The sequence below is a fragment of the Helicobacter sp. 13S00482-2 genome, from assembly GCF_002272795.1.
In the GTDB taxonomy this organism is placed as follows: domain Bacteria; phylum Campylobacterota; class Campylobacteria; order Campylobacterales; family Helicobacteraceae; genus Helicobacter_J.
In genome coordinates, this window is sequence record NZ_MLAT01000003.1 from 135,808 (window position 1) to 158,201 (window position 22,394).

At 34.1% G+C, this 22,394-nt stretch carries 19 protein-coding genes, 1 tRNA gene and 1 pseudogene; 16 read left to right on the forward strand and 5 right to left on the reverse strand.

Annotation, left to right across the window (positions count from 1 at the left end; all coding sequences use genetic code 11):
- Window positions 1-85 precede the first annotated feature (85 nt).
- The 14 genes from BKH42_RS02740 to BKH42_RS02805 are packed head-to-tail and all read left to right on the forward strand — an operon-like array spanning window position 86 to window position 15,256.
- Complete coding sequence (locus BKH42_RS02740) at window positions 86-5,131, forward strand: vacuolating cyotoxin family protein (protein ID WP_095294624.1); 5,046 nt, start codon at window positions 86-88, stop codon at window positions 5,129-5,131.
- Between the two features lie 47 nt (window positions 5,132-5,178).
- Window positions 5,179-6,474: an MFS transporter gene (locus BKH42_RS02745; protein ID WP_095294626.1), complete on the forward strand. Its 1,296-nt coding sequence runs from the start codon at window positions 5,179-5,181 to the stop codon at window positions 6,472-6,474.
- Window positions 6,471-7,760, forward strand: coding sequence for an MFS transporter (locus BKH42_RS02750; protein ID WP_095294628.1), 1,290 nt, complete (start codon window positions 6,471-6,473; stop codon window positions 7,758-7,760). Before BKH42_RS02745 ends, BKH42_RS02750 begins: the two co-directional genes overlap by 4 nt.
- Window positions 7,761-7,819: 59 nt before the next feature.
- A complete protein-coding gene (locus BKH42_RS02755; RefSeq protein ID WP_095294630.1) occupies window positions 7,820-8,755 on the forward strand; it encodes an NAD(P)H-dependent glycerol-3-phosphate dehydrogenase in 936 nt (311 codons plus the stop codon).
- Window positions 8,756-8,778: 23 nt separating this feature from the next.
- Window positions 8,779-9,681 carry a glycine--tRNA ligase subunit alpha gene (gene glyQ, locus BKH42_RS02760; RefSeq protein ID WP_095294632.1) on the forward strand — a complete coding sequence of 301 codons (903 nt, stop codon included), beginning with the start codon at window positions 8,779-8,781 and terminating at the stop codon, window positions 9,679-9,681.
- On the forward strand, window positions 9,678-10,439 hold the full coding sequence (locus tag BKH42_RS02765; RefSeq protein WP_095294634.1) for a Nif3-like dinuclear metal center hexameric protein: 762 nt from the start codon (window positions 9,678-9,680) through the stop codon (window positions 10,437-10,439). Before glyQ ends, BKH42_RS02765 begins: the two co-directional genes overlap by 4 nt.
- The gene (locus tag BKH42_RS02770) at window positions 10,423-11,133 is read left to right on the forward strand and encodes a zinc ribbon domain-containing protein (RefSeq protein WP_095294636.1); all 711 of its coding nucleotides are present in this window, start codon (window positions 10,423-10,425) and stop codon (window positions 11,131-11,133) included. The genes BKH42_RS02765 and BKH42_RS02770 overlap by 17 nt, the downstream gene beginning before the upstream one ends.
- A gap of 9 nt (window positions 11,134-11,142) precedes the next feature.
- Window positions 11,143-12,339: a lipid IV(A) 3-deoxy-D-manno-octulosonic acid transferase gene (waaA, locus tag BKH42_RS02775; RefSeq protein ID WP_095294637.1), complete on the forward strand. Its 1,197-nt coding sequence runs from the start codon at window positions 11,143-11,145 to the stop codon at window positions 12,337-12,339.
- Between the two features lie 3 nt (window positions 12,340-12,342).
- A complete protein-coding gene (locus BKH42_RS02780) occupies window positions 12,343-13,068 on the forward strand; it encodes an RluA family pseudouridine synthase (protein WP_095294639.1) in 726 nt (241 codons plus the stop codon).
- Window positions 13,025-13,474 carry a hypothetical protein gene (locus BKH42_RS02785; protein WP_143428552.1) on the forward strand — a complete coding sequence of 150 codons (450 nt, stop codon included), beginning with the start codon at window positions 13,025-13,027 and terminating at the stop codon, window positions 13,472-13,474. The genes BKH42_RS02780 and BKH42_RS02785 overlap by 44 nt, the downstream gene beginning before the upstream one ends.
- A complete protein-coding gene (locus tag BKH42_RS02790) occupies window positions 13,455-13,781 on the forward strand; it encodes a hypothetical protein (RefSeq protein WP_095294643.1) in 327 nt (108 codons plus the stop codon). The genes BKH42_RS02785 and BKH42_RS02790 overlap by 20 nt, the downstream gene beginning before the upstream one ends.
- The gene (gene lgt, locus BKH42_RS02795; RefSeq protein ID WP_095294645.1) at window positions 13,781-14,629 is read left to right on the forward strand and encodes a prolipoprotein diacylglyceryl transferase; all 849 of its coding nucleotides are present in this window, start codon (window positions 13,781-13,783) and stop codon (window positions 14,627-14,629) included. Before BKH42_RS02790 ends, lgt begins: the two co-directional genes overlap by 1 nt.
- A complete protein-coding gene (locus tag BKH42_RS02800) occupies window positions 14,610-14,942 on the forward strand; it encodes an SMR family transporter (RefSeq protein WP_257874239.1) in 333 nt (110 codons plus the stop codon). Before lgt ends, BKH42_RS02800 begins: the two co-directional genes overlap by 20 nt.
- Window positions 14,939-15,256 (forward strand): SMR family transporter, encoded by a 318-nt coding sequence (locus tag BKH42_RS02805; RefSeq protein WP_095294649.1) that lies wholly within the window; start codon window positions 14,939-14,941, stop codon window positions 15,254-15,256. Before BKH42_RS02800 ends, BKH42_RS02805 begins: the two co-directional genes overlap by 4 nt.
- A gap of 3 nt (window positions 15,257-15,259) precedes the next feature.
- Here BKH42_RS02805 and BKH42_RS02810 read toward each other — a convergent pair whose 3' ends face one another.
- On the reverse strand, window positions 15,260-16,084 hold the full coding sequence (locus tag BKH42_RS02810; RefSeq protein WP_095294651.1) for a DUF5718 family protein: 825 nt from the start codon (window positions 16,082-16,084) through the stop codon (window positions 15,260-15,262).
- Window positions 16,085-16,220: 136 nt separating this feature from the next.
- On the opposite strand from BKH42_RS02810, the gene BKH42_RS02815 reads away from it, so the two are divergent.
- Window positions 16,221-18,164 (forward strand): acetate--CoA ligase family protein, encoded by a 1,944-nt coding sequence (locus tag BKH42_RS02815; protein WP_095294653.1) that lies wholly within the window; start codon window positions 16,221-16,223, stop codon window positions 18,162-18,164.
- A gap of 159 nt (window positions 18,165-18,323) precedes the next feature.
- Here the strand turns inward: BKH42_RS02815 and BKH42_RS02820 are convergent, their stop codons facing one another.
- The 4 genes and pseudogenes from BKH42_RS02820 to BKH42_RS02835 all read right to left on the reverse strand — a co-directional run bounded on the left by BKH42_RS02820 (window position 18,324) and on the right by BKH42_RS02835 (window position 21,237).
- Complete coding sequence (locus BKH42_RS02820) at window positions 18,324-18,758, reverse strand: Dps family protein (protein WP_095294655.1); 435 nt, start codon at window positions 18,756-18,758, stop codon at window positions 18,324-18,326.
- Window positions 18,759-18,837: 79 nt separating this feature from the next.
- Window positions 18,838-19,800, reverse strand: a pseudogene (locus BKH42_RS02825) (ATP-binding protein); the annotation flags it as partial.
- A 91-nt stretch (window positions 19,801-19,891) separates the two neighbouring features.
- Window positions 19,892-20,200 carry a hypothetical protein gene (locus BKH42_RS02830; RefSeq protein WP_095294657.1) on the reverse strand — a complete coding sequence of 103 codons (309 nt, stop codon included), beginning with the start codon at window positions 20,198-20,200 and terminating at the stop codon, window positions 19,892-19,894.
- Window positions 20,197-21,237, reverse strand: a complete 1,041-nt coding sequence (locus tag BKH42_RS02835) for a flagellar basal body P-ring protein FlgI (protein ID WP_095294659.1) — start codon at window positions 21,235-21,237, stop codon at window positions 20,197-20,199. Before BKH42_RS02835 ends, BKH42_RS02830 begins: the two co-directional genes overlap by 4 nt.
- A 108-nt stretch (window positions 21,238-21,345) precedes the next feature.
- On the opposite strand from BKH42_RS02835, the gene BKH42_RS02840 reads away from it, so the two are divergent.
- Window positions 21,346-21,423: transfer RNA gene (locus BKH42_RS02840), tRNA-Pro, on the forward strand.
- Window positions 21,424-22,394 lie beyond the last annotated feature (971 nt).

A 22,394-nucleotide genomic window follows, 5' to 3' on the forward strand; every position in this document is an offset into this window, starting at 1 on the left:
TAAAATTGTTACTAGAATTGTAGTATAATCAGTAGATAAACAACAGAAAAAGTATGAAACATAACCCATTATATGGAAGGTCTGAATGTTAGAGGGTATTTCGAAAATAAAAAAATATATTTTTATCTCTATCTTCTTCAGTACTGTAGCATTGCCCGCATATTCAGCTGATATTGATCTTTATGCTAGCCAAATACGTTCAAACACTTCATCCAAATACGACTGGCGTAATGCCGCAAATTACTTTTGGTCAAGCTCTGCTATTAATAAAGACATATCTACCTCGTATGGAAATTCAGACACACTCTATCTCTCTGGACTCTTTAATTATGCTGGTGGTGATGGTGGTAACAAAATCTCTATCACAGCATCAAACTCAACAATACAAATTGGAAAAAACTCTGGTAATAGTTTTACAAACTATTACGGTGGTGGCACAACTATAGTGAATTTCAAAGCAAGAAATATCATCATTGGAAATAATCTTGATTTGGGAAATAAGATTGGATCTGGAGCAGGAGGAACGGGTAATGTCGTTATGACTCTTGAAGGAATTGTTGGAATCACTGGAGCTGGAACAATTGCCTTAAGAAAGGCTTCTACACTGACCTTAAAGGGTGGATCTATCCAAACAAGTGGTCATATTTATCTATATGATGGCTCCAAGCTAATTTTAAATGGCAGTTCTTCTGAGATAAAGAACACCGTTGATATTACAGGCAACTCAAGCTTTGATTTTAGTGGAATCTCAGGAAGCACAAACATTAGTGGAATGTATTTAGATGCCACTGGAAGCTTAAAGGGCAATAATATCTCTATCGGGACGCTCAATCTTTATGAAAAAGCCACTATGAATGCAATAGGTGTGGATGGTAATATCAACATAGATACTTTCACCACTTCAAGATCAGCCCTACTCTCAAACGCTACAGCAAAGGTGGATACACATGCAAGTGTGACAGTCGGAAATATTGATCTCACTAACTATGGAGGTGGTAGACAAGCATTTATAGACACTCATGGCTTTGGCGATATTACCCTCACAGGAAATCTAAAGGTAAATGGATCTATTGCAGGAATTGGCCTAGCTGGATCCACAGCAACATTTAAACTCAACGGCAAAAATATCACGCTACAATCAGATGTTTTACTTGGATACTATAGTGAGCTTATCGTTTCAGGTATAGGTAACTTTAATGCCCAAAAAATCAATGTCGGGAATGGATCAACTACTGGAAATACAACATTAAATTTTTCAGGTATTCAAGGACACACTACGATAAAGACACTAGAACTTGCTACTGCTAGTATTTATGGAGGTAATTTTGACATTGGAACAATTCTAGCCCATAAAGGAGCTTCCCGTTCAATTTTTTATAATAACATTGGAACTAGCACTATAGAAACCCTAAATCTTGATAGTGGAACATCAAATGTAGATAATACAACCTTAGAATTTAAAGGTGGTGGAACCTCACTTGATATTGACACAGCTAATCTGAACTCTTGGGCTGTTCTTGATGGCTCTAGCATCAATCAAATAAATATCAAAAATCTGATCTCCTCATATGCCACCATAAAAGCTAAAAATTTAACTATCAATAATGCAACCTTTTCTAACTCTCAGACCTTCTTGTATGCAAACACAACCACACAAAAAGATGGGAAAATAACGCTCAATAACGGAGCAAAACTATACATCAAAAGCGGAACAACATTTAACGCCGATACCCTAGATATGTATAACACCTCCGCCTTGTATGCTTCCAATACCAATGGTGGGGGGATGAGCGGGGATACAACTATCAATAAAATCATCTTTAATAACTCTGCTATCTATGCAAATAATTTATATACAAATAACATCACCGTGAAAAACAACGCAAGTGTATATCTATCCAAAGGATCTTATACCAATACAGGCGATCTGAATATAGATGATGGGACATTCTTGCAAATTCACGGGGGCAATTTCATTAACAATGGTGAAATAAACATATCCTTAGGGTCTGATTCAAGCAAGAATGCCAAAAATCTCATTGATGTCCTTGATGGTTCTTTTACATTTAATATGACAATGACCAGCCAAAATTCAAAAAATGAAAAAGGAGAGGATGTTCAAATACAAGTCCCAAAAGCTGCTATAAATGTGAATGTATCCTTAGCAGGACTGGTTGCAGGACAAACTTATAATATTATCAAAACTAGAGATGGGATTTGGTTTAGTGATGATAATGGCAAAATCTACAAAAGTGGAGAAAGTGGCTATGATGATTTTGTGAAACTTTTGCAAAATAGAATGTTTTTCAACACTCCTGATGGATCTTCTCTCGCACTTGATTACTCTATCAGTGATGATAAAAAAAGTATCGGTTTTAAATATGATACTGGAAAACATTATGTAAATGCAAGTCCTTATATTAAGCCTGGCACTTGGGTATTTGGAATCGGTTCTGGTGCTGCAGCGTTTGGCTCCATAGGTGGTATACCTGGAGCTAGTGGTTTAGCAAAAGACTACACTCTTGTTTTGCAAAAGCAAACTTGGACAAATGGCGTGAGTGGAAAAGCTGAAAATACAGTCTATTATATGAAGGATTTGAACTACAACAACTATGGTAGCACAAGTGCTACATTCACCGTAGATGCAAGGGGAAGTGATTTTGCACTAGGAAAAAATCAAGATGTTGGAGGCGAAGAAGGTATCGTTAATATTGGACCATACAATGCAAAATCCAATATGGTCATAAAAGCAGATAATATCTATCTAGGTGGAAGCATCACACTAGGTGATGGGGCATTAATATCTGGACATCTAGACCTTCAATCATCTGGTGATATCACAGGAGATAACAAAGCTTCAAGCATTAAAGTTCGAAATCATTCAAGCTTAAAGGCTTCTGGAAAAAGCTTTAAATATGCTGGAACAATTTATTTATGGGCCAATAAAACAGTTACTGATGAAGTAGGAATAGATCTAAGTGGGATAATAGGTCCCATAGAAATTGGCTCTATGGAAGCATATGCAGCTAGACCTAATAGCGTGGATAAGAATGCTGGTATCAAGATGAGTAATTTTAAAATCGGTTATTTGAAGATCGGTAATGGGAATGGGGGTAGCATTAACAACTACTATTCAGAATTCACCACAAATATCGGCACTTCAAGTATAGATACTCTCGAACTTATGGGTGGAGGTTCTGGATTAGATCAATCTGGATTAAAATTCAGTGCTGGAGGCGACACTCTAACTGTAGGAACTGCAAAAATTGGGAGTTGGTCGTTTTTAGATGCAAGCAAAATCACTGATTTTAATGTTACCAAGCTACTTGATCTTCCCTATGCCCCTAATATTACCTTTGCAGGTATTCATGGAGTGAACTTCAATAACCTCATATTAGGAGAAGGTGCGCAGATGAACTATGGAGGGAATACTGATCTAACCATCAATGGCAACTTCACACTCAAAAATAATGCATTCATCAATATCACTCCAAATGGTAAAACTCTAAACACCATTAACGTAAAAGGGAATGCGACTTTTTATTTTAATGATGATAAAACAGACTCATCAGGACACGCTAATCCTCTTATAAAAGTGAACAGCATTAAGGGTTTAAAACTCAATCAAAACTATATTTTATTCAAAGCTGGAGGGAGCATTACTTATATCTATATTAATGCAGAAGGCAAACAACTAAAATCCACTGATAGCAAAGAGGCTGCCAATACATTGTATAACGAAATGGCAGATCGAATAGGACTTTATGATGATAGCGATACAAGCAAACCTTCTAGGGCTGATGTAGAAATAAAAGCCAATGACAAGCAAATCTCTTTCAAAATTAACGAGATAGACAACTCCAATCCTTATGATCCTAATACCATAGAATACTGGCTATATAAAAGAGGTGGTATAGCTTGGATTAATGGTATAAACAATGTCGGTCCTGATGTTATGGGCTGGTTACAAGAATTGATGATAAATAAACACAATGGTCTTTGGGCAAAATCTAGAGTTTTTGATAATGATTTGGGTTATTTTTTACGCACAGCAAAACAACTCGAAAGCACAATGGGTCAGCTATCTTCTGTAAAACGTAAAAACAACTCCACAGATTCTGTGCGTCTGGCCACTGATGTTAATCGGACTAGCAGACTTGTGAAACTCTCAAACACTCAGGCAAATCTTCCAACATTTGCAGAACTTATCAGAAGTTTAGAAAATAAACATTTTGCTCTTAATGATAATAATATTGCTTCAGTGTATAAATTTGCCAATAGAAACACTTATAAAAACAACATATGGGCAACCGCAATTGGAGCAGCCAGTTTTGTAGAAGGTGGAAACAGCACCTTATATGGAATAAATGTAGGCTATGATAGATTCATTAGCAATCAGATTATAGGTGCCTATCTTGCCTATGCTCAAGGAAAATACAACGGTGATATTATAAGAAATCAATCTTACAATGCCAATGTAGGGCTTTACTATAGGGCTTATGCAGGTAATAATGAGTTCGATGTCTCTGTTAGTGGGACTTATGGCTATAATGAAGAAAATCTCTATTCTCAAGACATTATTCTTTCTCAGCTTGATCAAAACTATAATTACAACACCTTTACAGGCAATATAAATTTCAATTACGGCTATGTTTTTGCTCTTTCTAATAAATCTATCGTCCTCAAACCTCAAATCGGAATGAGTGGATATTTTATTTGTGCTGGTGGGAATTTGTTGTGCAATAAGCAAATCAAAGGAGAGGTTAACAATCCTGATGACTCTGATCTTGCTATCAATTCAAATGCGGATCAAAAATTCAATATTGCGCTGAATGTAGCATTGGAAACTAGGAAATATTTTAATGGAAATTCATATTGGTATTTTATTGCGGGAGTGAGTAGAGACGTATTCCTTTTAAGCAAAGGAGATCAAGAAGTCCGATTCGTGGGCAATAATACCCTCAGTTACAAAAAAGGCGATCAACTTAATACCTATGGCTCACTCACTGCTGGAGGAGAACTTGAACTCTTTAAAAGAATCTATGTCAATCTAGGTTTGGGTGCAAAAGCGGGCTTTGCATATAAAGACATCAATATTAATGGCAGTGTCGGTATGCGTTATGTCTTCTAGACTTTATTAGCTATAATTCCCCCTTTTAAATCTTTCTAGGTGCGTGTATGAAAAATTCAATCCCAAAATCTCGTTTATTAAATCGTCAAGATATTAAAACCCTTTCTCTCTCTTCTCTTGGTGGAACATTGGAATTTTATGATTTTATTATTTTTGTGTTTTTTGCACAAACCATTGCCCATTTATTTTATCCTGCAACACTAGATCCTTTTTTGAGCACCTTGAATACTTATGGAACATTTGCTGCAGGATACTTCGCTAGACCTTTAGGTGGCATAGTAATGGCACATCTTGGAGATAAAAATGGGCGTAAAAATATGTTTATGCTCTCTATTTTATTGATGGTAATCCCTACATTTTTGATGGGGATATTACCTACTTATGAAAGTATTGGATATTTTGCTCCTATTATTTTATTGCTTATTCGTATTTTTCAAGGAATTGCTATTGGTGGAGAACTTCCTGGTGCTTGGGTTTTTGTATGTGAACACACACATAAAAATCGCTTAGGTTTTTCTATTGGTGTTTTAACATCGTGCGTGGTAGGAGGAATTTTGCTAGGCTCTATCGTGGCTTTTTGTATCAATTTTATTTTTGATTCTAGAGAAATCACTCAATACGCTTGGAGAATTCCTTTTTTATTAGGAGGTCTCTTTGGAATCATATCAATTTTTCTCAGGCGTTATTTGCACGAAACGCCAATCTTTCAAGAAATGAAAAGAAGCGACTCACTCGTAAAAATCCCTATCAAAAAAGTCTTTCAAACTGCCAAGATAAATATTATGATCTCAATGCTCAGCACTTGGATACTCACTGGGTGTATTGTTGTACTCATACTCCTAGTTCCAAACATTATGAAATCTACTCTTAGCACACAAGAAACCCACATCATTTTAATTCAAATGTTGGCAATATTTAGTCTCATTATAGGATGCATATTATCTGGAGGTTTGGCCGATAAGATAGGAATTTCAAAAGCGTGTATTGTCTTTAGCTTTGCTTTTGCAATCACATCACTTATATTCTTCTATACGCTTTATCACTGCAATGATAATAAAAATATTTTTATGTGGTATGTGATTGTGGCATTTTTTGCAGGCGTGATGAATTTTACTCCATTAACAATGCTGTGTATCTTTCCACCTAATATTAGATTTAGCGGATTATCATTTTCCTATAACCTTGCATATGCAATTTTTGGGGGATTTGCTCCTATACTTGTGGTGAATCTGAATGCATATAACCCAATTTTAGTGGGCTATTATTTAGCATTTTTAGGAGTCATTGGTATATTTATAGGAATATTCATATATTTTTTTCAAAAATCTGAAGAAACTCGATGAAACCTATCTCTAAAAGCCTAAATAAAAATCAAACCAAAATAATGCTTCTCTCTTCACTTGGTGGAACATTGGAATTTTATGATTTTGTCATTTTTGTGTTTTTTGCTAGCATTATTTCTAAACTTTTTTATCCACCAGAAATGAGTGCCTTCTGGAGCTCGTTCAATACCTATGCGACCTTTGCAGTAGGATATTTTATTAGACCTTTAGGTGGCATAGTAATGGCACATCTTGGAGATAAAAATGGGCGTAAAAATATGTTTATGCTCTCTATTTTATTGATGGTAATCCCTACATTTTTGATGGGGATATTACCTACTTATGAGAGTATTGGATATTTTGCTCCTATTATTTTATTGCTTATTCGTATTTTTCAAGGAATTGCTATTGGTGGAGAACTTCCTGGTGCTTGGGTTTTTGTATGTGAACACACACATAAAAATCGCTTAGGTTTTTCTATTGGTGTTTTAACATCTTCTGTCACAGGTGGTATTTTACTAGGCTCTATTGCTTCAGTTGTGATTGATTTAATATTTGAAAACTCAGAGATTTTAGAATATGCTTGGAGAATTCCATTTCTTTTAGGAGGTATCTTTGGCATTATCTCGGTATTTTTACGTACCTTTTTAGAGGAAACCCCTGTCTTTGAGGAAATGAAAGCATCTCAAAAATTACTCCAAATTCCACTTCAAGAAGTGCTTTTAAATTCAAAAAAAGCTGTAATTATTTCAGGCCTGATGACCTGGATACTAACTGGATGTATCGTCATTTTAATTCTTTTAATGCCTAATTTTATCCATACCATCTTGAATAATACAAATCGTATTATCACGCATACTGAAGTGACCTTCATTCAAATGGGAGCCATATTTACACTTGGAATTGGATGTTTGTTGATTGGTTTTTTGAGGGATATCTTTGGTTCTGTAAATATTTTAAAAGTTTTTTCACTTGGTTTTATCGTTTCTTCTTTGGCATTTTTTTATGTTCTAAATTCTGATTTTTCTATTGGCATTGTAGGAATGTGGTATTTGATAGCTGGATTTTTTGCCTCTATGGTGAATTTCACTCCGCTTGTGATGGTAAGTATCTTTCCTGCAAATATCAGATTCAGTGGATTGTCATTTTCTTATAATATTGCTTATGCAATTTTTGGAGGTCTTTCACCCATTTTAATGGCAACCATAGGAGTTTATGATCTGATGTTTATCGGTTATTACCTAGCATTTTTGGGTCTAATAGGATTTGGAATGAGTTTTTATTTAAAATCAAAAAACTTTGAATGATTACAATATTTTATTTCTGTGATAAAATGCGAGGGTAAAAATAATATCAAGAAGGGAATATGAGGATTACAGTTTTTGGTGGTGGGGCTTGGGGAAGAGCTTTAGCCTTTGCTTTTGCTCAAAATAATGAAGTATCTATAGTATCTAGGAGAGATATATCTAAAGCCCTTGTAGATGCAAATGAGGCTTTAAAAAAAAATAATCTCCCTCCTATTATTCAGACTCAAACAAAAAATGCCTTAGATTCTGAATATTTTGTGATCACTATAACAACCTCAGCGCTCAAAGATTGGTTTAAATCTACTACTATCGCAAAAAATGCAAAAGTCTTGATCGCTTCAAAAGGCATAGAAGAAGATACAGGAGATTTTGTAAGCGATATTGCAAAAAAATTCATAGATGAAAATAATCTTTGTTCTCTAGCTGGTCCTAGTTTTGCTAAAGAAGTATCCTTAGCACTTCCGTGTGCATTAGCGATTCATTCTTCTAACGCCTCTGTTGCACAAGAATTCGCAGACTTAATGCCTAGTTTTATTAAACCCTATGTAAAAGATGATGTCAGAGGCGGGGAAATAGCAGGAGCATATAAAAATGTCATTGCTATAGCTGGTGGGATTTGCGATGGGCTAGTTCTAGGGCAAAATGCTAAAGCTTCCTTGCTATCTAGGGGATTGGTAGAAATGTCGCGTTTTGGTGAATTTTTTGGAGGAAAAATGCAGACGTTTTTAGGACTCTCTGGTGCGGGGGATTTATTTTTGAGTGCAAACTCTATACTATCAAGAAATTATCGTGTGGGATTAGGACTGGCACAAAATAAAACCATTGATGAAATATTGCTTGAACTTGGAGAAGTTGCCGAAGGCGTAAAAACTGCCAAAGCTATCACTCAAATCTCACAAAGAAATAATATTTATTCTCCCATTGCTACAGAAGTTCAAGAAATTATAAAGGGTAAAAATCCCAAAGAAAGCATGAATGATCTAATGAAGAGATAACCCTATCAATATAAAGGATTTTTATGAAGAAAGACCAAAATAGTTTTTCAGATATTTTACTCAAACTCCAAAATTTTTGGAAAGAACAAGGTTGTCTCATCGTTCAGCCTTATGATATCCCTGCAGGAGCGGGAACGTTTCACCCTGCGACCTTACTCAAAAGTCTAGAAAGCAAGCCTTGGAGTGTTGCTTATGTGGCTCCCTCTAGACGTCCAACAGATGGCAGATATGGCGAAAATCCAAACAGATTAGGAAGTTATTATCAATTCCAAGTTCTCATAAAGCCTAGCCCAGAGAATATTCAAGAGCTGTATCTTAAAAGTCTTGAAACACTAGGTATCAATAGATTAGAACACGATATTCGGTTTGTAGAAGATAACTGGGAGTCCCCTACTCTTGGCGCTTGGGGGCTTGGATGGGAAATATGGTTAGATGGAATGGAGGTAACTCAATTCACATATTTCCAGCAAGTTGGGGGAATTGCTTGTGATCCTGTAGCGGTCGAGATTACCTATGGAGTGGAAAGATTAGCAATGTATATTCAAAATGTAGAATCTATATTTGATATTATCTGGACACACAAACAAGATGGATCTAGCGTTAAATATGCTGATGTGCATTTAGAAAGTGAATATGAATTCAGTAAATATCATTTTGAGATTGCAGATACTCAAATGCTTTTTGAAATGTTTGAAAAATTTCAAAACGAAGCCAAAAGATGTCTTGAAGCTGATATTCCGCTACCTGCATATGATTTCACGATGCTAAGTTCTCATTTTTTTAATATTCTAGATTCCAGAAAAGCCATTTCTATCACTGAAAGACAAAACTATATCCTTAAGATACGAGAACTCGCTAAAGGCTGTGCTACTTTATATAAAGATCAAGAAGCACAACGAGAAGATAGGCTCAAGAACCGCATATGAAAGTCTATGAAATCTATGAATTTTTGAACACACTATCACCATTTTCACTCCAAGAGAGCTGGGATAATAGTGGATTGAATTTGGGAAGCAAGGAATCTACAGTATCTAAAATCTATGCCTGTTTGGAAATTAGCGAAGCTATAGCAGAAGAAATCGATCCTGAAAGTCTGGTTATTTCTCATCATCCATTGATATTTAAATCATTGAAAAACTTCATATGGGATACCTATCCTGCTAATATTGCTAAAATCTTGATACAAAAAAACTGCTCAATCATCTCAATGCATACAAACTTTGATACCACGCATTTAAATCCATATTTTGCAAAAAAGATCTTAGGGTTTGATAAACTCACTCCAGATGGTATTGCACTCAAAGGAATGATTGAACCTACAAAATTTGCTTCTTTGGTTGAATCTGTGTGTAGATCTTTAGGAATCAAAAATCTAAGATACACGCAAAGTTCAGAGAATATAAACTCTATTGCTGTGATCTGTGGGGCAGGAAGTTCCTATCTTTATTCTGATAGCCTTAAACCAGATTCTTGCCTCATCACAGGGGATATCAAATATCACGATGCGATGATTGCAAAGTCTCTAAAAATCAGTCTCATTGAGATAGAACACTACTTGAGTGAAAGATTTTTTCCAGAAATTATCAAATCTATTTTGAAAACTAAGGGTTATGAGGCTATAATTAAAGATTGTAAAAATCCATTCACCTATTTAGAAGGACAAAAATATGAACAAACATCTTGAGCAACTTATTGAAATATCAAATCTTGATAAAGATATTGATGCATTAGAACCAAAGATAGAGCTCAAAAGAAGCGAACTTGACAAAACAATCCGCTCTAAAGAATCTAAAAATCTTGAGTTCATGCAGCTTGAAGAAGCAAAAAAAGATCTCCAACTTCAAATTTCAAGAAATGAACAAGTCTTAAAAGACATCAATGTTAAACTTGAAGGAATTCATAGAAAAATCTCAGAAGTTCGCTCTGAAAGAGAACTAAAGGCTTTGAATGTAGAAGAAGAGATCGCCAAAGAGCAATGCACCCAAGCAAACATAGAAATAGAAAGATTGGATAAAGAGCTTGATCACAAAACAGATCTTCAAAAATCCCTCCAATCAGAAATTAATGAGCTTGATAAGATGGTTAAAAGTCTTGAAGGCAAAGTCAATGAAGACATCCAGGTCATAAAAGATGAACAGCAAAAAATCTTCTCTCAAAAACAAAAACTCATTGTGAAAATGGATCAGAAACTCATCGGATTTTATGAAAAAGTTCGCAAATGGGCAAAAAATTCAAGTGTTGTCCCAGTAAGAAAACAAGCCTGTGGAGGATGCTTTATTAGAATTAATGATAGAGTATATACTGAAATTATTCAAAGTAATGACATCATCACTTGCCCACATTGCGGAAGGATTCTATATATCGAAGAAACAAAATAAAGTATCTTGATGTTTGGTTTGATATATTATCTAGTCAGCTTGTTGGTATATATCATTTCCACTCCTTTTTTGATACTCACTTCTTTGAGAGAAAAATACAAATATTCGATTCCTCAAAGGTTTTTTTTGAGAGATTTCTCTTTGTCCTTCTCTCCTTATTTTTGGTTTCACGCCTGTTCTTATGGTGAGATAAAATCCTTAGAATCTATCATTGAAGCAATGCCAAAAAAACCTATCTTAATAACAACTATTACTCAAACAGGCTTTGATTTAGCAAAAAAAACTTATGCAAAACAAAATCATATCCAGGTTAAATTCCTTCCTTTTGAAGTCTTTATTCCGTTTTGGAAACATAAATTAAAATCCCTTCAAACTCTAGTCATCACAGAGGCAGAACTCTGGTATATGGTTTTTAAAATCACCAAAAATATTGGAGCAAAAACAATGCTTATCAACTCTCGTATATCTGAGCGTTCATTTCCTAAATACAAGAGATTTGGTTGGTTTTATAAAAAAATTTTTGAGCAAATAGATGAAATTCTTGCGCAAAACCATGAGGATGTTAAAAAGATCAAGGATTTAGGCGGGAAACAAGTAGAAATTTTTGGAAATCTAAAACTCTTCAATACTCCAAAAATCACATCAAACTATCCCAAAAGCCTGAAGACAACATTCATTGCCTCAAGCACACACCCCAAAGAAGAAGAGTTGATTTTAAAGGCATTTCTAAAACTTAGAGATGATAACAATAACTGCTGGTTGATTCTAGTGCCAAGGCACCCAGAAAGATTTCAAGAAGTCCAAGAGATAGTACAAAAAATACTCATCAGTACATCTTATCAATTTAAGATATTTTCCAAAGAAGGAATAAACGAAAATTGTGATGTTTTACTTATTGATGCATTGGGCGAACTGAACAATCTATATAAAATATCAGATGTCACAATACTTGGCGGGAGTTTTGTAAAAATAGGGGGTCATAATCCACTTGAACCTGCATTTTTTCATAATAAACTCATTAGTGGTCCTTATATATTCAATCAAAATAGTCTTTTTGAGGCAATTGATGGATATAAGATAATCACACAAGAAGAACTTGTTCAAACCATGGTTCATTATGAAGATCTTCCAAATGCTTTTATTAAAGATAAAAATAGTAAATTAAATCACCTCATAACCTCTATCACACAAACTACTCAAGGATAATATATGGAAAAAGCCTACAAGCTCTTAAGCCTTCAAGAAAATATCTCTAATAAAAAAGCTAAAACCCTTATTGATAAAGGACTTGTAAGCTGTAATGGTAAAAAAATCACCATCGCACGCACAGAACTTCCCCCTCATTCAATCTTTCAGATCACAAAACTTCAAAAACCAAAAGTTATTTTTGAAGATGAAAATATTCTAGCTATCGATAAGCCGCCTTTTATTGAAAGCTATGAACTCGCTCAAATGTTTGAGGATTGGGTTTTGCTCCATCGCCTTGACAAAGAAACAAGTGGGGTTATTTTGCTTGTAAAAGATGGGTCAGCCTTTCATCTTCAAGCAAAAACAGCATTTAAAAACCAAAATGTTTATAAAGAATATTTGGCACTCGTTGAAGGAATAGTCGATGAAGAGTGTGAAATCAACAAACCCATACTCACAACCAAAACTACCTATGCTAAAAGCAAAATATCAAAAGATGGTCTCCCTGCATGTACAAAAATCAAACCTATCTCTATCATAGGAAAAAAAACATTATTGGAAGTGATAATCAAAACAGGACGTACGCACCAAATTCGGGTTCATCTAAAAAGTATCAATCATCCTATTGTGGGAGATAGTCTCTATGGAGGATTGGATGGAAAGAAATTGATGCTTCACGCCCATAAAATCTCATTATTGGGGTATGACTTTACCTCCCCTATTCCCGATGAATTCAAAAACCTATAGCCTAACCATCAATGCAAACTTTACTGATATTGATAAAATAATTTGTGCTTTGCCCTATATCTTTGGACAAGATAAAGAAATCTTAGATGATATTAGCTTGGTGCTCTTTGAAATTCTTTCAAATATCATAGAACATAGTATTTGTAGATATTCAAAGGATGATATTTTTTCTCATTCATTAAAAAATACAGATCAAAAAATATATTTGTATTTTTCATCTCAACATCACCCTATTATTTTGATAAACTATCCAAAAACAATCTATAGTCAAAAAAATATTAGCATTGGAAAAGGTAAAAAAATAATCAAATATCTTGCTCAGAGTTATTGCCATAAAATATTGGAGGAAGAAGTTTGGGAAAAAGTAATTTTTCAGAGGATAAAAAATGAAAATCACCATAAGTGAAGCTGAAAAAAATCAACCATTTTTGGCAATTGAGGGGAAAATTAAAACATATGAAGATTTTTTGGAATTTAAAAATAGTATTGAAGTTGTGCTTGAAAAAAATAAAAATAAATCAGCACTTTTTTTATTTTTTATAGATACCTATCCTATCAACTCCTATGCCATAGGTTACCTGATGAAACTCAAAGAAAATGATGGCATTGATCTTCAGCTATACACAAACAATATGAAAACTTTAAATCTCTTTAAATATCTAGAACTTGATAAAAAGTTTCAAATTATCATCAAACAGACTAAGGACAGATAATGTATAGTGCTTGGAATAATATTTACAGTATTTTCAATCCAGTTGCTTTTAAAATTTTTGGATTAGAAATTCATTGGTATGGAATCGCTTATGTCCTCTCGCTCTTGGTTTCTCTATATATTGCTAAAACATTCATTAAAAAAGATCCAAAGCGGTTCCCCATTTCAAATAAAAACTTGGAAAGTTTTTTTATTTGGGTAGAAATTGGGGTTATTCTAGGAGCAAGAGTGGGCTATATTTTTATTTATGAACCAAACTCTATGTATTATTTTCTACACCCCTGGCAGATATTCAATCCTTTTGACACGCAAGGAAATTTTGTAGGCATAAGAGGTATGAGCTATCATGGAGCATTGGTTGGATTTTTAATAGCTTCTATCGCCTTTGCTTATAGAAAAAAACAAAACTTTTTACTCTACATGGATTTAGTGGCAATCAGCATACCGCTAGGATATGTATTTGGTCGTATTGGAAATTTTCTAAATCAAGAGCTTTATGGACGAGTCATTCCTTCTGGGAGTATTTGGGGAGAGAAGATCGGTATTCTTGTGGATGGAGAGCTAAGATATCCAAGCCAACTCATAGAGGCATTCTTAGAAGGGTTGATTGTTTTTGTTAGCGTATTGATAGCAAAAAAACTCCTAAAAACTCAAGGATTGCTCATTGTTGTGTATGCCATTACATATGGAATAATGCGTTTTATTGCAGAATTCTACAGAGAACCTGATCCGCAAATGGGGTATTATTTTGGAGATTTAAGTATGGGGCAGATTCTAAGCATTGTGATGATTTTTTTATCATTAGGGATACTAATTTACATAAAGAAGAATAAAAATGTCCAAAACTAAATCGTGGATATTTTTGATCATAGCTGTAATTGCAGAAGTTATAGCTACCACTTCACTCAAAATATCTCTAGGGGAAATATCGGGGTACTTTATAATGGGACTTTTCATCACAGTCTCTTATTATTTCATGGGACTTTGCATTCGTATTATTCCTGTGGGAGTCGCATATTCAATATGGGAAGCATTGGGTTTATGCCTCATTGCTATTATTGGTATTTTTGTATTTAAAGAAAAACTTAATCTTTATCAAACAATAGGTATCTTCCTTGCAATTATTGGCATCATACTCATCAATATAGGTCAAAAGGAATGAGTGCGTATCTAATATTTGTATTTCTAGCTGCACTCTCAGATATTTTAGCCAACCTCATTTTAAAAAAATCAGATGGATTCAAATATAAAATTTTAGGCATCATGTCAATTTTACTGGTTTTATGTGCCTTTGTTTTTCTCTCTTTTGCACTCAAAGAAATACCCTTAAGCATCGCTTATTCAATATGGGGAGCGATAGGAATTATCGGTACTGTTATTGGGGGATACGTCTGTTTTGGGGAAAAACTAAACACAATAGGCTACCTAGGTGTAGCCTGTGTTATTGCTTCTGTTGTTTTACTAACAAGTTTCTAGAAGCTACTTGACCTGTTGCCTAATGATAGATATATCTTTAAGATCACTTGGAATACAGTCCATTGAGACTATTTCTTTTAAACGATCTAAAGTGTATTTTTTATGATTAAACACAATAATAGATACCACATCTCCTCTCTTTAAAAATCTCTTTTTTGCAAGTTCTAAATAACGAGTGGCACCAATAGCGATGATAATTTTAGAAGGATAACAAGATTCCTTCAATACCGAAGGTAGATCTTCTAAAACAGTATGTTCTTTTTGTGAATTTAGCTTATCTTTTATCCAATCAATAAGCTTCTCATAAAAATAACTATAGCTTACAATCTGACTAGATTCGCCATATTCCTCAACCCTTCCATCAAATTTCAAAAAAGAAGCGATAGAATAATCATCACAAATCCCACCTCTAGAAAATTTATCAATGGGTATTTTCACTCCCACAGCTTTTGATCCATCAGAGAAGTTTTTTTTCTGAGAAAGTTTGGTTGCATTTTCATCATTTCTTACCGAAGAATCATTAAATGCCATAAAAAATCTTGGCACAACTTTAGTGACCTTATTATCTGAATATTCCAAATCGCATTCAAGACCGACTTCAGGTTCTGCTTGAACTTTAAAAGATTCATCTTTTGGCAAAATAATAGCTTCATTATTAATGCAATACCTACCCAAAGAACCTGCACTATGGGGAATATAAAAAGGAAAAATTCCCTTAGGAGCATCCTTGTCCTCTGATACAATATCAGCAAAGTCACTAGATTCACCCGCTTGTTCTAAATGATTGGCAAAGTTTCCTACAACTCCAAAGCCCAAATACTTTTCCATTGGTGCTCCTTTAAAATTTTGATTGAAAATAATACTCTAATTAAAACCAATATTTGATAAAAACTATAAACCTAAAGAGAAAAACCAAAAAAATAACCTATAATACGAATATAAATAAAACAATTAAGGAGAACTTATGACAGAGAGTGAACTGTATCAGTGGCTACAAAAGTACGGTATTAAAACCCCTTTTTATAAAGTTGTGGGAATGGATGAAGATATCAATGTTGATTTTTTTCCTGCGGTATTAAAAATTCAATCTCCAAAAGTAGTTCATAAAAGCGATGTTGGCGGTGTTGTACTGAATTTAAACTCAAATGAAGAACTAAAAAATGCTCGTGAGGAAATGAAGAAAAACATTCAAAATGTACACAAAATTCCCTTGGATCATAATGACTGTTTCATAATTACACAAATGTTGCAAGGCGAAGAACTCTATATAGGATCTGTAGAAGATGAAGTATTCGGAAATATCATTCTTTTTGGTAAAGGTGGGATTTATTTGGAACTTTACAAAGATATTTGCTATATTGATTCCAAAGCAAAAGAAGACGAGATACTTCGTGCATTTAAAGGTACCAAAATTTCAAAACTCTTTGAAGGCTATCGTGGCAGTTCCCATCAAATGAGTGAAGTAGTAACACTCGTTAAAAATATACAAAAACTCATCAATGAGAATCCCGATATTAAAGAACTTGATATCAATCCTTTAAAACTCACAAAAAATGGACTCATTGCAGTGGATGCGAGGATAAAAAAATCTCCTACTTCACCTAAAATATCTTTAAGAAAATCCCCAAGACCTGATTTCTTGCACAATCAACGAGTCGCCATCATCGGTGCCAGTACAGATAAAACAAAAGCTGGTTATGTGGTGGCAAAAAATTCTGTTGGCTTCAAAGGAGAATTGTTCTTCGTGAATCAAAAAGGCGGCGAACTGTTTGGAAAACCATTATTAAAGAGTGTTCAAGAGATAGAAGGCGATATTGATACGGCTGTTCTAGCGATCCCAGCAAAATTTGTTATCCCTACTATCAAAGAACTCGTGAATAAAAAATTAAAAAATCTCATCGTCATTACAGCTGGATTCAAAGAAAGTGGTCATCAAAATGAAGAATTAGAAATAGGCAAACTTGCACAAGAGAATAATTTCAACGTCTTGGGACCAAATTGTTTGGGATATTTTAACGATAGCACAAATTTAAACCTAACTTTTGGGACAGGTAATCTAAAAACTGGCTCTTTGGCTTTCATCTCTCAATCTGGAGCGGTTTTGGCAGCACTTATGGATAGTGCAAATTCCCTAGATATAGGTTTTTCTCATATCATTAGTACTGGGAATGCAGTCGATTTGGAAAGCTCAGATCTCATTCCAATGCTTGATCAAGATCCTAACTCTAAAAGTATTTCTTTATATTTAGAAGGCATCAGTAAAGGAAAAGAATTTTTAGAAAACATCCGATCTGCACAAAAACCCATTTTTCTTTTTAAATCAGGCAAAAGTGAAGAGGCAGCAAAAGCAGCATTTTCACATACAGGAAACTTAAGTGGCAATTACGATATGTTTGCTGGGTTGATGAAGAGTTTAAAAAATGTAAGGGTGGTTGATAATATTGAAGCATTGATATTCAAACCCATCTTTCATAACAGTAAAGAAATTGCGATCATCACCAATGCTGGAGGACCTGGAACGGTTCTTACTGATGCAATTGTTTCTAGAGGAAAAAAACTCTACTCTTTAAGTGAGCAAAATATCAAGGCCTTGAATGCTATTTTGCCCGAACATTGGTCCCATAACAACCCCATTGACATCATTGGGGATGCTTTGGCAGACAGATACAAAGTAGCTTTAGATGTAGTGGATGAGTTTGATGGCGTGGATTTTATCTATATGCTCATCACTCCTCAAGATATGACTGATCCATTAGGATCTGTGAGGATTCTGAAAGAAAAGGCATATAAACACAAAGTTATTCCCATCCTTATTGGCGGAAGTATGGTCGAAGAAGCAAAAGAGTTTTGCAGAGCAAATAAAATATTATTTTTCTCAAGCATCACAGAAGCGACATCGTTTCTATGATGCCTACGTTTCAATGAGAAAAATATTTAATTCGGAGTTGTGTGCGAGAAATGATAACGATGATACATCTAGATCAAAAAAAAATCTTTAGAGGTATTAAGAAAGTATTAACAAGATGGGGGATTATAGAACCCCCACTTAGAAATGGATATATTTAAACTAGCCTAAATGTGCTTTTAGCATCCAGATGGATTTTTGCAAACTAGTGACCTGCTCATCAGCATAGGCGGCTGTGACTTTATCATTTTCTTTATCTGAAAGTTCAGACAATTTTCTGAATTCTTTTTCAAGATACTCATAATCAACTAAAATAGCTTTGAAAATAAAATCTGATTTGAAATCTATCTTGGTCTCTTCCTTTACTTTTGCACTAGCAAGTGCTTCAGTTAGTGTTACTACTGGTTTCTCACCTAGTTGAACGATTCTCTCTGCAAGATCGTCAAACATATCAGCAAATTTCTCGTAAATTTCCTCAGTAGCCTTGTGGGTATGATAAAAATCCGATCCCCTAACATTCCAATGAAAATTATGAATCTTCATAAAAAGCACAATCGAATCAGCTTGAAGCTGTTTGAGTAGTTTTACAACGCTCATTTAAAATCCTTTTTGTAGAAAAATTTTATCGATTAGATAATATATCAATGTTATAGAAAAATAGTAAATAAAATATAAGTTAAACAAAATTAGGAAGTTTTATTTCGAAGGTTTTTTGTTCTTTATCTAAAAGCTCGATACTTCCGTTGTGTGCCTCTACTATTTGCAACGACAAAGCAAGTCCAAGTCCATTACCCTTAAGTTTGGTCGTTTTAAATGGTTCAAAAAGTAGATTTTTATTTTCTATGGGTTTCCCATTATCAAAGACAGAAAAAACAATTTGACTTTCCTTTATTTTTGCTTTGATGATAATCTCCCCAAAAGTAATATTATCATCATCTTCAATCGCATCAATAGAGTTATAAACAAAATTTTGCATCACAATACCCATCAAATCCAAATCAAAGAGTGCTTCTTTGTCTTCAAAATCAAACAAAAAATCTATTTGTTTTGAATAGGTATATTGCTCTATAATATTTTCAATATCATTTTTAAGCTCCATGAGATTGTGTGAACCCTTCTGCACACTCACTCCTTTTGAAAACAATAAAGTAGCACTGATGATGCGTTCAACCCTCCAAAGTGATTTTTGTATCTCAAAAACAATGGGTTTTGAACTGCTATCTGTTCGTTTTAAGAGTGTGGATGTTAAGATTGAAATAGACCCAATAGGATTACGAATTTCATGTGCAAGATGTGCGGAAACCTGGCCCATTGAAGCCAAACGTTCCTGTCTTTTTTGCAAGGTAATATCCGTAGCTGTCACAACCTGCCTATTTTGAATACTATTACTTTGAAATAAAAAAGTTCTTTCATTTCCTTCAATTTCGCCATCAAAATTTTGTTTTTTAGCTTCATTAAAAATATTTTCCATCTCAGATGCCAAAGTATTTTTATAAAAAAAACTTCCGTTGCTGTTGATAACCCAAATGGCCTGAGGTAAAATCTCTATGACCCACTCATAAAGTGCCTTGTAATCTTTGAATTCCTTTTCTATTTTATAGGTTTGCAAAATAAATTCATTGAGTAATTCCAAAAGTTCATGTTTATCATTAGAGCTGATTTTATCAAGCATTTCTTTTCCAATCACTCTTTCATCTGATACTGAGACATCTTCAAAATCTAGTGTATTTTTATCTTTTTCCAACTTCTTGTTCTTTCAAAAAATTAAAGAGCAACTCGCTATAACCAAAACTCCCACTAAGCTGCTTGGATAGACTCTCTTTATACATTGATTGATATATTTCTGTCCCTGCTTCTTTTGGATAAAGAGGATTATCAAGCTTCAAAGACGTGTCAAGAAAAAATTTCAATATCAAGGCTTCAAATTCATTGGTTTGTTCTTTTAATTTTCTATCATCGCCTTTAAGATGAGATTGCTTAAGTATCTTATCGGTCTGATAGTTATTATAAATTGAGCTTGCATCTAACTTCATCATCATATTACCTCAATTTCAGCACTAATAGCGCCACTTCTTTTCATAGCCTCTAAAATAGAAATCATACTTTTAGCACTTGCACCCATTTTTTGCAAAGCCTTTACGACGCTCGAAATGGTAGTGAATTTACCATTAGAGCTAAGTGTATTTTGTTTGGAATCAAAGGTTGTATTTCCATCAATTTTTTGCACATGATCGCTATCTAAAGGATCTTTTGTGATTTTTATAGTTATATCCCCACTGCTAACTATCACAGGATGAACGATGATGCCCACGCCTGCAACGATAGTTCCAGACTTTTCATCGATGATAATCTTATTATTATTGCTATAATCCACATTGACCTCTTGAACTAGAGCTAAAAATTCAATCATGCTTAGCTTTTTAGGGCGTACAACTTTAATCGTTCTTGGATCAATCGCTAATGCAATATCTGAACCAAAAACATCATTGATGGCATTTTGTATCTTCACTGCATTTTGAAAACTAGATTTTTTCAAACTCAAACTTATTCCCGTTTTATCATATAAATCATAAGTCACCTCACGCTCTATCGTAGCTCCATTCATGACCGTCGCTGAAAGAACATTTTGAGAGTTACCCAAAACCACCGCTCCTTGTGCAATTGCATAGATATTGCCATCAACGGCAGTAAGCGGAGTCATAATAAGGGTACCACCTTGTATGGATTTTGCATCTCCAATAGAAGAAATTTGTATGTCTATTTTATCCCCTTGTCTTGCAAAAGAAGGTAAAGCAGCTGTAATCATTACAGCTGCTACATTTTTGGATTTAATATCATCTGGAGAAATCTTAACATTCACACTCTCAAGCATATTAGCAATGGATTGCATTGTAAATTTTGAACTATTTTTATCTCCTGTGCCATCAAGACCAATCACTAGACCATATCCTATAAGTTGATTATCCCTAACGCCCACAATATTGGCAATATCACCTATTTTTTCAGCCTGCAGATTAATACTAAACAAACATAAAATAGCAATAAGAAACCGCCTTAAATGGCTAGAAAATATCATAACATTCTCTCCTTAGAAAACTAACTAAATTGAGTAAAGCAACAATTATTCCTATAACATTAAATCTACAAAGTATGCATTTTATGCTATAATCAACGCTCCATTTTTCGGAGTATAGCGCAGCCTGATTAGCGCGCACCCTTGGGGTGGGTGAGGTCGTGGGTTTGAATCCCGCTACTCCGACCATTTATTTTTTAACTTCATCTTTCTTTTATAGCATACCACAGCCTATGATAATCATAAAACTTAGGATAATAGGATATTTATCTGTCGTATTTAAAAAATATCAAGCACTAAAATAAGTCAAAAATTGCAAAATTTGAGGTTAAAATATCAGCATAATAATGTAAATTTATCCTTTATCTCTTATGAGATTTATACTGCAAAGATTCAAACAATAAGCTGTTGTTCTCTATTAAAACTTCTAGTCATCAAGCCAATTTTTTAAGCACATATCTTAATTTTTTAAAAGCAATAAGATTTTTGAAAACTTAGCGAGTATATTATAATTTTTTGAGGTTGCTCCAAGACGTGGTAACCACGTGGAGTATCCACATCCATAAAAGAGGTAGATTATGAAAAAATATTCAAGCATATCTTGGGCCGTAGTTGTAGTATTGGTTTTGCTAATTGAGTAAATAAAATTAAGATAATCATATCTAAAGAGGATAAGCAAATCCTCTCACAATAAAGAGTATCTAACCTCTAGTTCGATCTTGCAATGCTTATGCCATAGATTATCTTTCTTCATGTTTATATTGTAATTATCTCCTTTTTGTTCTGCTTGAAAACCAAACCAGAGATAAAAATCAATCAAAAGAATTTGTTCCATCTAAAAATAGAAGGCTCTGTATATTTTTTGATCTCAAATAAAGCGTTATAATAGTGTTACAAATGACGACTTTGTTTGTATTGATAGAAAGATGAAGATAGGCTATTTGATTAGAATTCAATCACTGAGCTTGAGTTTTTGGTTCATGAGGTAGTTGAAAATTGAGAAGTTCTCATTAAAAATCAACTACAAGAGAAATGAAGCCATCTTGAATATCTTTTATCTCAAAAGTAGCAAGATTTCCTTCAATAGGTTTATCTAAAGGGATGATTGGAGAAATACTCTCTTTGTAACGATGATGAAAGATGTCTTGGATACTTGTAAG

Coding starts and splice junctions, on each gene's coding strand:
- BKH42_RS02740 (WP_095294624.1), top strand. CDS start 86: ATGTTAGAGGGTATTTCGAAAATAAAAAAATATATTTTTATCTCTATC.
- BKH42_RS02745 (WP_095294626.1), top strand. CDS start 5,179: ATGAAAAATTCAATCCCAAAATCTCGTTTATTAAATCGTCAAGATATT.
- BKH42_RS02750 (WP_095294628.1), top strand. CDS start 6,471: ATGAAACCTATCTCTAAAAGCCTAAATAAAAATCAAACCAAAATAATG.
- BKH42_RS02755 (WP_095294630.1), top strand. CDS start 7,820: ATGAGGATTACAGTTTTTGGTGGTGGGGCTTGGGGAAGAGCTTTAGCC.
- glyQ (WP_095294632.1), top strand. CDS start 8,779: ATGAAGAAAGACCAAAATAGTTTTTCAGATATTTTACTCAAACTCCAA.
- BKH42_RS02765 (WP_095294634.1), top strand. CDS start 9,678: ATGAAAGTCTATGAAATCTATGAATTTTTGAACACACTATCACCATTT.
- BKH42_RS02770 (WP_095294636.1), top strand. CDS start 10,423: ATGAACAAACATCTTGAGCAACTTATTGAAATATCAAATCTTGATAAA.
- waaA (WP_095294637.1), top strand. CDS start 11,143: ATGTTTGGTTTGATATATTATCTAGTCAGCTTGTTGGTATATATCATT.
- BKH42_RS02780 (WP_095294639.1), top strand. CDS start 12,343: ATGGAAAAAGCCTACAAGCTCTTAAGCCTTCAAGAAAATATCTCTAAT.
- BKH42_RS02785 (WP_143428552.1), top strand. CDS start 13,025: ATGACTTTACCTCCCCTATTCCCGATGAATTCAAAAACCTATAGCCTA.
- BKH42_RS02790 (WP_095294643.1), top strand. CDS start 13,455: ATGAAAATCACCATAAGTGAAGCTGAAAAAAATCAACCATTTTTGGCA.
- lgt (WP_095294645.1), top strand. CDS start 13,781: ATGTATAGTGCTTGGAATAATATTTACAGTATTTTCAATCCAGTTGCT.
- BKH42_RS02805 (WP_095294649.1), top strand. CDS start 14,939: ATGAGTGCGTATCTAATATTTGTATTTCTAGCTGCACTCTCAGATATT.
- BKH42_RS02810 (WP_095294651.1), bottom strand. CDS start 16,084: ATGGAAAAGTATTTGGGCTTTGGAGTTGTAGGAAACTTTGCCAATCAT.
- BKH42_RS02815 (WP_095294653.1), top strand. CDS start 16,221: ATGACAGAGAGTGAACTGTATCAGTGGCTACAAAAGTACGGTATTAAA.
- BKH42_RS02820 (WP_095294655.1), bottom strand. CDS start 18,758: ATGAGCGTTGTAAAACTACTCAAACAGCTTCAAGCTGATTCGATTGTG.
- BKH42_RS02830 (WP_095294657.1), bottom strand. CDS start 20,200: ATGATGATGAAGTTAGATGCAAGCTCAATTTATAATAACTATCAGACC.
- BKH42_RS02835 (WP_095294659.1), bottom strand. CDS start 21,237: ATGATATTTTCTAGCCATTTAAGGCGGTTTCTTATTGCTATTTTATGT.